This window comes from Bacteroidota bacterium (assembly GCA_016720935.1).
In the GTDB taxonomy this organism is placed as follows: Bacteria; Bacteroidota; Bacteroidia; order AKYH767-A; family 2013-40CM-41-45; genus JADKJP01.
On record JADKJP010000006.1, the window covers coordinates 991,743 to 1,007,098 of the forward strand.

General features: G+C 42.3%; 12 protein-coding genes. 3 read left to right on the plus strand and 9 right to left on the minus strand.

Annotated elements, in window-relative coordinates; translation table 11 throughout:
- Nucleotides 1–48 precede the first annotated feature (48 nt).
- The 6 genes from IPP86_12260 to IPP86_12285 form a co-directional block, all read right to left on the minus strand.
- Complete coding sequence (locus IPP86_12260; protein MBL0139283.1) at nt 49–597, minus strand: lysophospholipid acyltransferase family protein; 549 nt, start codon at nt 595–597, stop codon at nt 49–51.
- 186 nt (nt 598–783) lie between these two features.
- A complete protein-coding gene (locus IPP86_12265) occupies nt 784–2,358 on the minus strand; it encodes an FAD-binding protein (GenBank protein ID MBL0139284.1) in 1,575 nt (524 codons plus the stop codon).
- Between the two features lie 33 nt (nt 2,359–2,391).
- Complete coding sequence (locus IPP86_12270) at nt 2,392–3,135, minus strand: PorT family protein (GenBank protein ID MBL0139285.1); 744 nt, start codon at nt 3,133–3,135, stop codon at nt 2,392–2,394.
- Nucleotides 3,136–3,139: 4 nt separating this feature from the next.
- Nucleotides 3,140–3,868 carry a bifunctional demethylmenaquinone methyltransferase/2-methoxy-6-polyprenyl-1,4-benzoquinol methylase UbiE gene (gene ubiE / locus IPP86_12275; protein ID MBL0139286.1) on the minus strand — a complete coding sequence of 243 codons (729 nt, stop codon included), beginning with the start codon at nt 3,866–3,868 and terminating at the stop codon, nt 3,140–3,142.
- A gap of 1 nt (nt 3,869) precedes the next feature.
- Entirely contained in the window at nt 3,870–4,871 is a 1,002-nt protein-coding gene (locus tag IPP86_12280; protein MBL0139287.1) for a D-glycero-beta-D-manno-heptose-7-phosphate kinase, read from the minus strand.
- Nucleotides 4,872–4,875: 4 nt separating this feature from the next.
- Nucleotides 4,876–6,075, minus strand: coding sequence for a pyridoxal phosphate-dependent aminotransferase (locus IPP86_12285; protein MBL0139288.1), 1,200 nt, complete (start codon nt 6,073–6,075; stop codon nt 4,876–4,878).
- A gap of 309 nt (nt 6,076–6,384) precedes the next feature.
- Between IPP86_12285 and lon the strand changes: the two genes are divergently transcribed.
- Nucleotides 6,385–8,853, plus strand: a complete 2,469-nt coding sequence (gene lon, locus IPP86_12290) for an endopeptidase La (protein ID MBL0139289.1) — start codon at nt 6,385–6,387, stop codon at nt 8,851–8,853.
- A gap of 62 nt (nt 8,854–8,915) precedes the next feature.
- Here the strand turns inward: lon and IPP86_12295 are convergent, their stop codons facing one another.
- Nucleotides 8,916–11,243, minus strand: coding sequence for a fibronectin type III domain-containing protein (locus IPP86_12295; GenBank protein ID MBL0139290.1), 2,328 nt, complete (start codon nt 11,241–11,243; stop codon nt 8,916–8,918).
- A 305-nt stretch (nt 11,244–11,548) separates the two neighbouring features.
- Here IPP86_12295 and IPP86_12300 point away from each other — a divergent pair, with 305 nt between their 5' ends.
- Nucleotides 11,549–12,196, plus strand: a complete 648-nt coding sequence (locus IPP86_12300; protein MBL0139291.1) for an oxidoreductase — start codon at nt 11,549–11,551, stop codon at nt 12,194–12,196.
- Between the two features lie 87 nt (nt 12,197–12,283).
- On the opposite strand, the gene rho is transcribed toward IPP86_12300, so the two are convergent.
- Nucleotides 12,284–14,044 carry a transcription termination factor Rho gene (rho, locus tag IPP86_12305; protein ID MBL0139292.1) on the minus strand — a complete coding sequence of 587 codons (1,761 nt, stop codon included), beginning with the start codon at nt 14,042–14,044 and terminating at the stop codon, nt 12,284–12,286.
- Nucleotides 14,045–14,378: 334 nt separating this feature from the next.
- On the opposite strand from rho, the gene IPP86_12310 reads away from it, so the two are divergent.
- On the plus strand, nt 14,379–14,828 hold the full coding sequence (locus tag IPP86_12310) for a DUF4293 domain-containing protein (GenBank protein MBL0139293.1): 450 nt from the start codon (nt 14,379–14,381) through the stop codon (nt 14,826–14,828).
- Here the strand turns inward: IPP86_12310 and IPP86_12315 are convergent.
- On the minus strand, nt 14,825–15,334 hold the full coding sequence (locus IPP86_12315) for a metallophosphoesterase family protein (GenBank protein MBL0139294.1): 510 nt from the start codon (nt 15,332–15,334) through the stop codon (nt 14,825–14,827). The genes IPP86_12310 and IPP86_12315 overlap by 4 nt on opposite strands.
- Between the last annotated feature and the right edge of the window lie 22 nt (nt 15,335–15,356).

Sequence of the window (15,356 nt, forward strand, 5' to 3'; positions counted from 1 at the left end):
GGCGTGAAATCCAAAAGAATTCCCGCCTTCGTTTTTTTTTATATCTGTTCAGCCTAGAATTGGAGTAATCCCTCTGTTTTTACCCCTTTTATCCTTGAAAAAATTCTGCATAATAATAACATCCGCTTCAAAGTTTCCGGAAGGGTAGAAGGGTGAGGAGAAAAATACTGTTTTAGCCGGGTAGTCCATTGATGCCATCACAATTGGAATGCCTGCCTTCACAGCGATATGATAAAAACCGGTTTTCCATTTTTGAACATTCTTACGTGTTCCTTCAGGAGCAATAGCGATGATAAATTGTTCCTCCTTTTTGTAAATATCCGCTACCTGATCCACAAGGTTATGTGAACCTTTCCGGTCAACAGGGTATCCTCCGAGTTTTTTGAACAACCAGCCAAAAGGTGAATCAAATAATTCTTTTTTTCCAAGATAATTTGATGGGAATTTTAAAATACTTCTGACAGCTAAACCCAACGGAAAATCCCAGTTAGAGGTATGTGGAGCAACAATAATGATATACTTTTTAATATCCCGTGGGACATCTCCATTGATTTTCCATCCGGCAAGTTTGAAGAAAAAGTTGTATAGAAAACGCATCCGCAGTGGTGTTTAGTTGTTAGTTGTTAGATGTTAGTTGTTAGTGCTTAGAGGTTAGAGGTTAGAGGTTAGAGGTTAGAGGTTAGAGGATGAATTTTGGTAGTTAAAGATAGAAAAAAACATCCTCCCTTCACAGCACACAATCCACAATCTACAATCTACAATCTACAATCTAAAATCAAAAATCTAAAATCCCCCCGCTGCTTCCGCACAGCGTTCTCCATCCATTGCTGCGGAAACAATTCCACCGGCGTAACCGGCACCTTCTGCGCAGGGAAAGAGGCCTTTGATTTCAGGATGTTGTAGGGTTTCTTTGTCACGTGGTATCCGGACCGGTGAAGAAGTTCTTGATTCAGTAGCAACAAGTACAGCTTCATTTGTAAAATACGGTTTCATTTTCTTTCCAAAGAATTTTAATCCTTCACGCAACGCTGAAGTAACATCTTTTGGTAATACTTTGTCGAGAAGCACAGAAGTAATTCCGGGAACATAAGAACATTCCGGAAGAGAAGAAGAGAATTTATTTTCTGTAAAATCAATGAGACGCTGAGCGGGAGCTTTTAATTTTCCTCCTCCGGCATGGAAAGCATTTTGTTCAACTTCCTGCTGATAGCGGAGCGCAGATAAGGCTCCGTGATTTTTAAATGGAAGAAAATCTTTTTCACCAACGCTAACCACCATTCCTGAATTCGCGAATGGATTGTTGCGACGTGAAGGGGACCAGCCGTTCACAACAATTTCATTTTTATCTGTAGCAGCCGGAGCGATGATTCCTCCCGGACACATACAGAAAGAATAAACACCACGGTCATTCACCTGGCAGGTGAGAGAGTAACTTGCCGGGGGCAGGAATTCACTACGTTTCGGAGAATGGTATTGAACTTCATCAATAATCGATTGAGGATGTTCAACTCTGACACCAAGAGCGAAAGGTTTTGCTTCTATCCGGATATTTCTTTTTTCAAGCAATTCATAAATATCTCGTGCGGAATGTCCTGTTGCAAGAATAATGGATTTGCATGGCCAGGATTTTTCTTCATTAGTGGTCACATCCTTTGTCAGGATGGAAGTGACTGACTGGTCTTTGATTTCAATGTCCGTAAGTCGTGTATTGAAATGCACTTCTCCGCCTGCTTTCAGAATTGTTTCCCTGACAGCATGTACCAATTGTGGTAACTTATTGGTTCCAATATGAGGATGAGCATCCACAAGAATGTCAGGATTGGCTCCATGCATCACGAGTATTGAAAGTATGCGTTGAATATCTCCACGTTTTCCCGATCGTGTATACAATTTTCCGTCCGAATACGTTCCGGCTCCGCCTTCACCAAAACAATAGTTACTGTCAGGGTTCACTTCGCCTTCTTTATTCAATGTAGCCAGGTCACGTCTTCTGCTGCGTACATCCTTGCCACGTTCCAGTACAATTGGTTTATAACCGAGTTCGATAAGCCGGAGTGCGGCAAACATTCCGGCAGGTCCAAAACCTACAATATGAACTGCAGGAGCCTTGCTCACATCTTTTTCAAAATGAAATAATGTTGCAGGAGATTGAACCGGAGGTGCGGCCTCATCGATAAAAACTTCCGCCAGCAAACGGATTTTGACTTGTCTGGAACGCGCGTCAATAGAGCGTTTCAGAACGCGGAGATAATTTATTCGGGAAAGGGGAACAGAAAGAAGCGCTGAGGCTTGCTGCAACTGTTTGCCTTGGTCTGCTGCCTCTTCGGGAAGAAGGACGAGCTCAAGTTGCTTGATCATGTATATTTTTATTAAATCATTGTCTGAAGATCATTATTCAAATAAAAAGGAAACAAGGAATATTTTTGAATTTAATTTTTCAAGCGGACTCGCGTAACGGCTGTTGTCTTTTACCAAAAGATTGTTCAGGCCATTGAACATTTTTATTTCCGGACTGAATTTAAAATAAGTGAGATAGAAATCAAATCCAAGGCCGATTTCATAACCATAGTCGTAGCGCTTCAGTTTTACAATGTCCTTGTCCTTATCACGAACTTTTGCCTGCGAAACCATGTCGATGGAATAGCGTGCGCCTGCCAGAACATACATTCTGTAATTGGTGACACGCTTTGATTTGAACTTCAGATCTAAAGGGAATTCCAGATATGTCGATTCAACTGTTTTTACTGATTGCGCGTTGCTGGAGTCAGGATAGATCCAATCGTAATACAGATTTCGCTGAGCAAATGACAAAGCAGGAATAAAGCGCAAGTCCCAGTGTTCCCCGATACGGAGATTACTGACAATTCCAAGATTCAATCCTGTTACAGCCGATGATTCAACAACATAAATTGAATCAGTAGTTTTGAAATTAGGAACCAGTTGAACTTTAAAATTTGTCGCGTTAAGACCCAATGTAAAACCAAAGTGAATTGCCTGATGGTCGTATTTTGGGAGATTGATCGGATTTCGATCCATCTGTGCCTGTGTATTCATCCAGAAAAAAAGTAACGGCAGAATCATCCAAACCTGAATAGGTTTGTTTGACGCGAATACTTTTGATTTTGATGAATTCATTTTTCTATTTCTCGGCAGTATAAACAGTGGCTATACCGAATGTAAGTGGCTTGAAGGAAGGATTGCGATATCCTGTCTTCACAAGAATATCCGTAAAGTCTTTGCCATACGGAAAAGCGTTAACAGATTCGTGCAAATAAGTATATGCAGCCTGATCTTTTGAAATCAATTTTCCAAGCCAGGGAGTGATGCGGGTAGAGTAGAAGCGATACAATGCGCGCATCCAGGCAGATTTTGGTTGTGAAAATTCCAGCACCACCAATTTCCCCCCGGGTTTAATCACTCTTCTCATCTCACTCAGACCTTTTTCCAGGTTTTCAAAATTTCGGACACCGAACCCAACGGTTACAGCATCGAATTTATTGTCTTCAAAAATGAGCTTTTCCGAATCTACTTCCAGTAGTTCTATTTTATCCTGAAGATTTTTCTTTAAAAGCTTTTTACGGCCTATTTCAAGCATATCACTTGAAATATCCACTCCATAGATCTTTTCCGGATTTAATTTCAATGCGGTAATGGCGAGATCGCCTGTTCCTGTAGCTACATCCAGAATTATTTTTGGCGAGTTAACTTTTAATGTTTTGATCGCCTGATTTCTCCAGTAATGATCGATGCCGAAAGAAAGAAAGTGATTCAGGAAATCGTATCGCCAGGCGATGTTGTTAAACATTCTGGCGACCTGCTGTTTTTTGTTCAGCGAGGAATCTTTATAGGGGGTAACGTGACTCGACATTTCAGGTTAGTTTCAGGCGTTTGGCTTCATCCAGCAATTGTTGTTTTTCTATAGGAACAACTCCTACTTTTTCACAAACCATTCCACCTGCAAGATTGGCAAGCGAGGCTAACAGGTGCGGACTTGTATTGAGCGCGAGACACATCGCAGCTACACTGATCACTGTATCGCCGGCTCCTGATACATCAGCGATATTTCGCAAATGCGCAGGTATTAGTTCATCGGTTTCATCCGTTTGAATCAGAACACCGCGATCGCTTAATGTGACAAGCGCTGTTTCAATGTGATGTTCCGCGCACAATTTTTTTACCGCTTCCTGAATTTCAGGCAAATTACCTTTTTCCAGATCCAGTTTCATTCCTTCCCGGAGTTCTTTCAGGTTAGGTTTGAAAAGACTAACATTTTTGTAGTGATTAAAGTTTCGCTTTTTTGGATCAACAGCAACAGGAATTTGAAGGTTCCTTGCTTTTTTAACAACGGAATCAATCAGGGATTTATTGATAACGCCTTTATCGTAATCTTCAAAAATGATGACATCGATTTTTTTTCTCGATAATATATTTTCAATTCTTGAGATGAGTTGCTTTCTTTCCGTTGTATTGATGTCTTCGTCCTTTTCTTCGTCGACACGTAGCATCTGGTGATTATTTCCGATGACACGGGTTTTTACAGTCGTAGGTCTTTCGTTGCTTTGTAAAATTCCTTCTGAAGGCATGTCCAGTTGCTGCAACAAATCAATAAACAATCGGCCATTTGCATCATTTCCAATTACAGAGCAGAGAACAGGAGTTCCCCCCAGTGCCTGTATATTGATCGCGACATTCGCGGCACCGCCAAGTCGGTTTTCTTTTTTCGAAATGGAAACAATAGGTACCGGAGCTTCCGGAGAGATTCTGTCAACCTTTCCCCAGAGGTAGGCGTCGATCATGACGTCACCGATAATCAGCACATTTAATTTGCTGAAAGCGGCGAACAGTTCATGGATATCATTTTTTTTTCTCACAATATTATTTCAGTAAGGACAAAGCATGACGAATTCGTTTCACTGCTTCTACAAGTTTTTCATCGGCGGCAGCGTAGGAAAAACGTAAACAGTTCGGTTCTCCGAAAGCATCACCTGTCACCAGGCTCACATGGCCTTTGTGGAGCAGATACATGCATAGATCGGAAGCATCTTTAATGACAGTTTCACCATCCGTTTTTCCGAAATAGAATGAAACATCCGGGAAAAGGTAAAAAGCTCCTTTCGGTTCATTCAAAATGATACCGGGAATATCTTTCATCAATCCAAGCACAAGATTTCTCCTGCGCAGGAAAGCTTCTTTCATTTCTAATGTCGGACGATTATCCAAAGTCAGCGCGGCTTCCGCGGCTTTTTGTGCAATGGAAGAAGCTGCTGATGTAAATTGTCCCTGCATCTTGTCGCAGGCTTCGGCGATGAATTTTGGTGCACCAATATATCCGATACGCCAGCCGGTCATCGCGTAACCTTTGGAAACACCGTTGACAATGATTACACGGTCTTTTATAAAATCAAACTGCGCGATGCTTTGATGCGTGTCAAGAAAATTGATATGCTCGTAAATTTCATCCGAGAGAATAAACACATTGGGATGTTTTGCAAAAACTTCCGCCAGTGCTTTTAATTCATCGCGTGTATATACCGAACCGGTTGGATTGCAGGGAGAGGAAAAGATGAAGAGCTTGGTCTTCGGTGTGATCGCTGCTTCAAGTTGCTCTGGTGTTATTTTGAATTCCGATTGAACTGTTGTGTGAATGGGCACAGTCACACCTTCAGCAAGTTTGACAATCTCAATATAACTGACCCAATAAGGCAGCGGAATAATTACTTCATCACCAGGATTAACAAGACAAAGCACCACATTCGCGATGGATTGCTTGGCTCCGGTAGAAATTACTACCTGATCAGGATTGTAATCGAGATTATTCTCGCGTTTGAATTTTGCGGAAACTGCTTTGCGCAGCTCAGCATACCCGGAGATCGGAGCGTAAAACGTATAACCATCATCGATGGCTTTCTTGGCAGCTTCCCGGATATGTTGGGGAGTGACGAAATCAGGTTCGCCAAGACTAAGATTTACGATATCGATTCCTTTCGCAGATAACTCCCGGCTCAGTTTGGACATTCCAATTGTCTGGCTTTCAGCCAGGGAAGTCACGCGGCGGGACAAGGGATTTTGTTCCATAAGAAGGGTGCAAACCTACTAAGATTCCTGCTTAATACCCAATGAAAGCGTACAGGGTTTCACAGGTTTATCAGAGATGTTGCGGGATTCATATTTTAACCGAAATTTATACCCTGAAAAGCAAAATTTGCTGTCAATTCATCCGTTTTTGAAAGATTCCTCAATCTTTTTGCAAGAATCGTCCTGCGTTTTGGCACATTTCACTGATGGCACGGATTTCGACTGCTCAAATGCACTCAAAATGGCTTCAATTTTCTGCCATCCTGACGTTAATTAATTCAATTATTCATGACAATTCACGATCCAAACATGCTGAATCCGCTTGATCTCTCGAATATTATCGATGACGATACGGAATTTATCCCTCTGCTTTCCCAGGAAGACGAGGATCAGATGAATCAGCAGGATATTCCGGATATTCTCTCCATCCTGCCATTACGAAATACAGTACTCTTTCCCGGAGTAGTGATTCCAATTACTGTTGGTCGCGATAAATCCATCAACCTGATCAAAGACGCATACAAAGGCGAAAAAATAATCGGCGTTGTCGCGCAAAGGGATGTGGGTATTGAAGATCCAAAATTCGAAGACCTGAATTCAGTGGGTACAGTCGCGCATGTTTTAAAAATGCTGCGCATGCCGGATGGAAATACAACCATCATCATTCAGGGTAAGCGTAGATTCAAACTTGACAAATGCGTACAGTCGGAACCGTATATCCGTTGCACAGTGAAAGCTTTTCCGGAAACCAAGGCAAGTACGACCGATAAAGAATTCATGGCGGTGGTCGCTTCACTGAAGGACCTTGCATTGCAAATCATTCAGCAAAGTCCGAACATTCCTTCCGATGCCGCATTTGCTATTCGAAATATCGAAAGTCATACATTCCTGATTAATTTCATTTCTTCCAACAGTAATCTGGATGTAGGTAAAAAACAGGAATTGCTCGAGATTGCAGATCATAAGGAACGTGCTACCCGTGTGCTTGAACATCTTAGTAAAGAATTGCAAATGCTTGAACTGAAAAATCAGATTCAAAGCAAGGTGCGTACGGATATCGACAAGCAACAACGCGAATATTTCCTTAACCAGCAGTTACGCACCATTCAGGAAGAATTGGGTGGAAATTCTCCCGACCGGGAAGTTACTGAATTGCGCGAACGTGGCCGGGTGAAAAAATGGACCAAGGAAGTAGAAGAGGTTTTCAATAAAGAATGTGATCGTTTGTCACGAATGAATCCTGCCGCGGCGGAATATTCAGTCTTGATCAATTACCTTGAACTTCTTTTAGATCTTCCCTGGAGCGAGTATACCAATGATAATTTTGATTTGAAGCACGCCCAGAAAATTCTGGACAAGGATCATTATGGTCTTGAAAAAGTGAAGGCAAGAATCCTTGAATACCTCGCTGTACTGAAGTTGAAACGTGACATGAAGTCCCCGATTATGTGTCTGTACGGTCCTCCGGGAGTCGGAAAAACATCTCTGGGAAAATCGATTGCAAGAGCATTGGGACGTAAATATGTCCGGATGTCATTGGGTGGTTTGCGTGATGAAGCTGAAATCCGTGGACATCGCAAGACCTATATCGGTGCAATGCCAGGAAGAATTATTCAGAATATCAAAAAGGCAAAATCGTCCAATCCGGTTTTTGTATTGGATGAAATTGATAAGCTTGGTAATGATTTTCATGGAGATCCTTCTTCCGCATTGCTGGAAGTACTCGATCCGGAACAAAACAACACATTCTACGATAACTATGTTGAGACGGATTATGATCTGTCAAATGTATTGTTCATCGCTACAGCAAATTCCCTGAGCCGTGTACAACCTGCTCTGCTGGATCGTTTGGAGATTATTGAAATCAATGGTTATACGCTGGAAGAAAAAGTACAGATCGCGATCAAACATCTCATTCCAAAGCAACTTGAAGCCCATGGTCTGAAAAAGGAGCATGTAAAACTTTCGCCTAAAATGATTGAATACATGATCGAGCGTTATACGCGCGAATCAGGTGTTCGGGGATTGGAAAAGAAAATTGCCGCGATCATCCGTGGTCTGGCAAAAAATGTTGCAATGGAAGAGGAGTACAATCCTGTCATCGCTGAAGCTGACATCACACGCATTCTTGGTGCGCCGATATTCCAGCAGGACAAATACCAGGGAAATGATGTTGCCGGTGTCGTAACCGGACTTGCATGGACATCTGTTGGTGGTGATATTCTTTTTGTGGAAGTCAGTCTGAGTAAAGGAAAAGGACGCCTGACCATCACCGGAAACCTCGGTGAGGTGATGAAAGAATCCGCGACGATCGCGATGGCTTATCTGAAATCACATTCCGATCAATTGTCACTGGATCCGCGCATTTTTGATCAGTGGGATGTACACATTCACGTTCCGGAAGGTGCTACACCAAAAGATGGTCCTTCAGCAGGTGTTACGATGTTGACTGCACTAGCATCCGCGTTCACGCAACGTAAAGTTAAAAACCAGATGGCCATGACCGGAGAGATCACATTGAGGGGAAGAGTACTTCCCGTTGGTGGTATCAAAGAGAAAATTCTCGCCGCGAAAAGAGCAGGGATCAAGGATGTAATTTTATCTGCTGACAATAAAAAAGACATCGAAGAAATCCGAAAAGACTACATAAAGGATTTACGTTTCCACTATGTTTCTGAGATGATAGAAGTAATTCAGCTGGCGCTCCTCAAGGAGAAAGTTAAAAATGCCATCGATGTAAAATTTGTATCTGAAAAAGAGAAAAGAGATTTACTTTGACAATAGAAACAAAAAAATCCCGGTAAAATATTTTACCGGGATTTTTTTGTGGAATAAATATTTTAATCCTGAGATTTTACAAATCTTCTTACTGAACGTTGGTTGTTAATGTGCATCTCAACAAAGTAAATTCCATTCGCCAGTTTTAATTCTGATAACGGAAGTTTAAATTCATAGTGACCTTCACTTTGTGTACCCAGGTTTTCAGAATAAATTTGATTTCCTGTAAGATCAAGAATTTTGTATTCAACAGGTGATGAATTCACCAGATCATAAGCGATGGATGCCTGATGATAGACAGGATTTGGATAAATGCTCCAGTCGGTTTCCTTGATAGCTTCTGCACTCACATTGTTATTTCTGAATCCTGTTGTCCAGCAACCGTGAATTGGAGTGTTGGAAGCAGCGGCACCCGAGTGAGCCAGACCATACATGTCTTCAATGGTTCTGAGTATGTTGTAATGGTTGATTCCGGTTGCATATTGTCCCTGAACTACCATTTGACCGGAAAAAATAGTAGGGATATGATTGCTGTGAAGGTTATCGTCTTCGTCAAAAGTCAGAATGAAGAGGCTATTGTGTGTTCTGGCCCATTGAACATACGGCATCATGTAAGTATTCACCCAATTGTCTCCTGTAGTAATCGCGGTATTTCCGGTTCCGTCATGCATACCATTTGTAAGGTTTGGAACCACATAACTTACGGTAGGCAGGTTCGCATAATTACCCGGGAATGCAGTGAATGGCTGGTTGGTTGATGTGCTTAATTGATTTGTTCCGGTACCCATCCAATTAGCGACAGGATTGTGACGGCGAACATAAGCTCCGCTTGCTTCACCATCGTAACCAACACTCGGTAACCCTTCAGAGTAGGTGACAAATGTACGCCCTGCATTCTGAAGGGCAGCACCCAGGTTCATGCTTGTAAAATGGGAACCGGGCATTGTATTGTCAGTGACACCCTGATTCGCACCGGAAAAGAATAAGAGGTAATTCGGCTGGCTTGGATGGGTCAGTCCGTAGGACTCTGTAAAATTAGCGCTCATCACATCATTTGCCAAAGCATTGATGTGTGGAGCTGCACTATTGCCAATGATTTGCTCGAAGGCATGATTTTCAAGAATACAGATGACAATGTGATCCGGAACAGGCAATGCTGCTCCACTGATTGCAGAGGTCGTAAAGTTGCTAACTGAAGAATAAGCGCTGTTTGCTGAACCACATACACTTTGTACCTGGAATTCGTATTCAGTATTTGCATTCAAACCTGAGAGCGGTTTACTTGCTGCTGTTGAAGTCGTACTCGTCCAGGAAGTGCTACCTGTTGCTCTGTATTGAATGGAATAGCTGACGGCTCCGCTAACAGCGGTCCAGTTGAGAGTAGCTCCGGATGCATTGAGGCTGCTGACATTCAAGCCGGAAGGAGTTCCGCAGGAAGCGCCAGAAGCGGTTGTGAAAATTCCGGGTGATGAATAAGAGCTTGTTCCGCCGCTGCAAACTGTTTGTACCTGGAATTCATAGAGCGTTGTTGCAGACAATCCTGTCAGATTATGTGAATTTGTTGTGGCATTTGATGTAGTCCAGGAACTGCCGGAATTTCGTATACGATATTGAACATTGTAACTTGTCGCACCTGTTACCGCGGCCCAGCCGACAGTACAGGAACCTGCCGTGATATTCGTCGAGGAAAAATAGTTGACATCTGTGACAGTGCAAGGATTAGCAATAGTTGTGAAAATACCAGGGCTCGAATATGCGCTTGAACCTGAACTGCAATTTGTACTTACCTGAAATTCATAAAGTGTGAGTGGTGTCAGTGAGTTGAGTATGGTTGAATTCGTTGCTGTCGTGACGGAATTCCAACCGGAACCGCTGTTTCGGATTCGGTATTGAACAGAATAACTTAGGGCACCCGATACAGCTGCCCAACTTACAGTACACGAGGAAGCAGCAATATTTGTTGAAGAAAACAAATTGACATCCGGAACGGAACAGGAAATTGCCTGAGTTGAACAAGTGTGTTTGGCAGAATACATACCAACTCCGTAACTACAATTTGATTTTACACGGAATTCATAAGCAGCGCCACTGATCAATGAGGAAATAGTCTTACTTGTATTGTTCGCAGTGATAGAAGTCCATGAAACTTGTCCTGATTTTTTATACTGAACAGTATAATTTGTAGCTCCGGCGACTGCTGACCAGTTTAATACAACCGATGTGGTGGTAATGTTGCTGGTCGTTAATCCTGATGGTGTGCCACAAGCCATTTCAAATGCTCGCGATGGTGATGATTTAATTGTGGTTTGTGCGTGTGAACCAGGTGCATTCACCAATAAATAAATCACAAGCATAAATAATACACGGGGGTAGGTGGTCTTATTTACCATATTAAGTTTATTAGTAAGTTGAATTTTTCTGATGATGCTGGACATTCATGCGGAAGCATTGCGATTTTCCAATTCCCATGAAGCTCGCAAGCCTTGCTGGATAAGGCTTTCAGGGGTTGTGTTTCACCTGCAAAAAATCAAAAAGATTCTGGATAGAAACTGTGGAAGGTGTTGGTTTACAATGCAAAGGATATCAAAAATCAACGTATTTTGAGGCACATAATCCCGAAAGCCTTAATTTATCGGGATTTCAGCTATTTTTAATTATCAACAAAAAATATTTTTTTGTTAAAAAGTCTGTCAAAATGAGAAAAGTACTGATTGCAGGTGCCAGTGGATTGGTTGGTACTGAAGTGTTAAGAGAATTGCAGAACATCCCTACCATCGAAAAAATCATTGTTCTGGTAAGGAGACCAATTGAAAATGCAAACCCGGTGCTGCAACAAGTACAGGTAGATTTCGAAAATCTTGCCGCCTCTTCCGATTGTTTTAAAGATATAGATACGGTGTTTTGTTGTTTGGGTACCACCATTAAAAAAGCAAAATCAAAAGAAGCTTTTCGCAAAGTAGATTATGAATTTCCAATGGCACTGGCATTGTTGTCGGTACAACAGAATGTGAAAAATTTTCTTTGTATCACCGCGATGGGAGCTGATCCTTCTTCATCAGTTTTTTATAGTCGTGTGAAAGGTGAAGTGGAGAGGGATATTTCGAAATGCCAAATCCCTTCAATAAGTTTTTTCAGGCCATCGTTGCTTATTGGTGACAGGAAAGAAAGCCGACCTGCAGAGAAGGCGGGAATAATTGTTGCAAAAGCATTATCGTTTTTGTTCATCGGTCCTCTCAAAAACTACAAAGGGATTTCGGTTCAAAAAGTCGCGAAAGCGATGGTAGCGAAAGGTCAACATCCTGTTCCCGGAGTACAAATCGTTTTATCAGGAGAAATGCAATAGTGATCTCAGGTTTTTAGAAATACAAAAGGGCGATAGTAAATCGCCCTTTTGTATTTCTAATAAAGAATATTTCTGAAGAAGAATAAACTATCCATTCATGGATACCAGGAATTCTTCATTCGATTTTGTTCCTCTCATTTGCGCAAGCAGGAATTCCATTGCTTCGAGTGGATTCATATCTGCAAGGTGATTACGCAGAATCCACATTCTCTGAAGCATTTCCTTATCCAGCAACATATCTTCACGACGGGTACTGGATGCGACAAGATCGATAGCAGGGAAGATACGTTTGTTGGCCAGTTTGCGGTCGAGCTGCAATTCCATGTTACCGGTACCTTTGAATTCTTCAAAGATCACTTCATCCATTCTGGATCCGGTATCGATCAGAGCAGTGGCAATGATGGTAAGACTTCCGCCATTTTCGATTTTCCTTGCTGAACCGAAGAAACGTTTTGGTTTGTGCAATGCATTTGCTTCCACACCACCGGAGAGCACTTTTCCGCTGGCAGGGGCAACAGTATTGTATGCACGAGCGAGTCGGGTGATGGAGTCGAGCAGGATTACCACATCGTGACCACATTCCACCATACGTTTCGCTTTTTCGAGAACGATGTTAGCGATTTTTACATGGCGTTCAGCCGGTTCATCGAATGTTGACGCAACCACTTCCGCTTTTACATTGCGGGCCATATCGGTAACCTCTTCCGGACGTTCATCAATCAAAAGGATGATCATGTATACTTCCGGATGATTGGCCGCGATAACATTCGCGACATCTTTGAGGAGCATTGTTTTACCGGTTTTCGGCTGAGCGACAATCAAACCACGTTGTCCTTTTCCGATAGGAGTGAACATATCCATGATTCGCGTGGAATAATTGGCGCGGTCACCGGTCAGGTTCAGTTTTTCCTGTGGGAAGAGTGGAGTAAGAAAATCGAAATGTACACGGTCACGGACAAAAGCCGGATCCTGCCCATTGATAAAATCAACTTTTGTCAGGGGGAAATATTTTTCTCCTTCACGGGGAGGACGAACAGATCCACGCACAGTATCACCGGTTTTCAGGCCGAAGAGTTTTATCTGTGATTGTGAAACATAAACATCATCAGGAGAAGTGAGGTAGTTGAAGTCGCTGGAGCGAAGAAATCCAAAACCGTCAGGCATGATTTCCAGTACACCTTCAGCAACAATTACACTGTCAAGTTCAGTAGGAGGTTCCGGTGTCGGCGCTGAATTTTGAATGTCTCTTCGCGGACGGAAATTGGAACGGTCATGATCGTTATTGCGGGGAACATAAGTTCTTTGCTCAGGTTCGTAGGTTCGTTCAGAAACAACCGGTGCTGGTGGAGGAGGTGCAGGTTCCTGGCGTGCAGGAGGAATTTTTACGCTGGGCTCCAGTTGAACGGGTGCTGATTTTACGATGGTTGTTTCACCGGTAAGAGGACTTACCCGTTTTCTTTTTGGACGACCACCGGCATCATCAGTATCTGCATTCGAAACAACAGGAGCAGCTTTAGCTTCCTTAGCTTCTTTATGTTCCCGAGGCTCTTTATGTTCTCTGGGCTCCTTGTGCTCTTTGTGTTCCTTTGGTTCTTTGGGTTCTTTTGGTTCACGAGCAGCCCTTGGCTCCTTGTGTTCTTTCACCTCAACTTTTTCGGTTTTGCCAAATTTGCCACCCAGTGCTTCCTTAATGGAATTACTTGCAGTAGGGTTTAATGCCTGTTGGTCCAGGATTTTGTAGATGAGTTCCTGTTTACGAAGTTCATCGTAATTCGGGATGTTCATCAAACGGGCAATTTCTTTTAACTCATTGACGAGTTTGTCATTCAATTCGAGAATGTCGTACATGAAAAGGGATGTTTGTTGGAAATGTCAGGAAGACATTATGGATTCTGTAAGGCTAACGGATTTCTGAAAAAACGCAGAAGATCACTAGGATAATTGAAACTTTAACTGATAAGTATTAGACCGTAAATTTGAGGGGAAAATACCAGAACGGATAATTAAAAAATCCGGATCGGAGGAGAATTTCACGACAAGTATAGACCTTTTTATTTATGTATACAAGATTATTTTGAAAAAAAACTAACATTTTCTTTAACAATAGTGCCAGGAATTGCCTGTTTACCGGTTTTTGTATTCATTAAAAACCCCGTTATTTGCGCAACATTTTAGCCATCCTATGATCCAACGTATCCAAAGCCTGTTCTTACTGGGTGTCATCGTCCTGTCGGTCCTTCTTTATTTTTTGCCGGTTTATGGCTTTTCAGAATTAGCCCAGGTTTCTGCTGATTCGGCACCTTCAGGTCCTATAAAGGATCTGACAATCGCCAACAACACCTTGCTCATGATCATCAATGGAGCCATTGCCGCATTCTCTTTGCTTGCAATTTTCCTTTATAAAAACCGGTCACTGCAAATGAGGATTTGTCGGCTGAATATTCTGCTTACCAGTGTATTGATGGTACTTCTGTATTTCGCGGCTGATACATTATCATCGGGGATGAACCAACAGATTCATTTTCGTTATGGAGCTTACCTTCCTTTTTTTGTTATTCTATTTCTCTTCCTGGCAAACTACAATATCCGGAAAGATGACGAATTGGTGCGTTCGGCTGACCGGCTGCGCTAGGAATCAATCGATCCGCGGAGTCCCAATTCCACGGCTTGCAGGTTCTGAATTTTACCTTTGTCAATTGAAAATTTCAGAAGTGTCCTGATTTTGTGAAAACCGTGTTTTCCTGCAGCCCCGGGATTCATGTGTAACAACTTGTATTTTGGATCCGGAATCACTTTCAGAATATGTGAATGTCCACAAATAAAAATGTCAGGTTGCAGGGTTTCAATTTTTTTTCTGGCCTTTGGAACAAAGGCGCCCGGATATCCGCCAATGTGAGTGATGAATATTTTCATTCCTTCACAATCAAAGAACAACTCTTCCGGATGCATGGATCGGAGATCCTGTCCGTCAATATTTCCATAGACTGCCCGCAATGGTTTCAACTTACCAAGCTTCTCTGAAACTTCCATGGATCCGATATCTCCTGCATGCCAAACTTCATCACATTCCATTACATGATCAATTATCCGCTGATCAAGATAAGCATGTGTGTCACTGAGCAGACAAATTTTTTTCATCAGGGAGATTAAGAACGTTTGT

Bases quoted from the DNA above. Each gene is read 5' to 3' on its own strand.
- IPP86_12260 (MBL0139283.1), bottom strand. From the start codon at position 597: ATGCGTTTTCTATACAACTTTTTCTTCAAACTTGCCGGATGGAAAATC.
- IPP86_12265 (MBL0139284.1), bottom strand. From the start codon at position 2,358: ATGATCAAGCAACTTGAGCTCGTCCTTCTTCCCGAAGAGGCAGCAGAC.
- IPP86_12270 (MBL0139285.1), bottom strand. From the start codon at position 3,135: ATGAATTCATCAAAATCAAAAGTATTCGCGTCAAACAAACCTATTCAG.
- ubiE (MBL0139286.1), bottom strand. From the start codon at position 3,868: ATGTCGAGTCACGTTACCCCCTATAAAGATTCCTCGCTGAACAAAAAA.
- IPP86_12285 (MBL0139288.1), bottom strand. From the start codon at position 6,075: ATGGAACAAAATCCCTTGTCCCGCCGCGTGACTTCCCTGGCTGAAAGC.
- lon (MBL0139289.1), top strand. From the start codon at position 6,385: ATGCTGAATCCGCTTGATCTCTCGAATATTATCGATGACGATACGGAA.
- IPP86_12295 (MBL0139290.1), bottom strand. From the start codon at position 11,243: ATGGTAAATAAGACCACCTACCCCCGTGTATTATTTATGCTTGTGATT.
- IPP86_12300 (MBL0139291.1), top strand. From the start codon at position 11,549: ATGAGAAAAGTACTGATTGCAGGTGCCAGTGGATTGGTTGGTACTGAA.
- rho (MBL0139292.1), bottom strand. From the start codon at position 14,044: ATGTACGACATTCTCGAATTGAATGACAAACTCGTCAATGAGTTAAAA.
- IPP86_12310 (MBL0139293.1), top strand. From the start codon at position 14,379: ATGATCCAACGTATCCAAAGCCTGTTCTTACTGGGTGTCATCGTCCTG.
- IPP86_12315 (MBL0139294.1), bottom strand. From the start codon at position 15,334: ATGAAAAAAATTTGTCTGCTCAGTGACACACATGCTTATCTTGATCAG.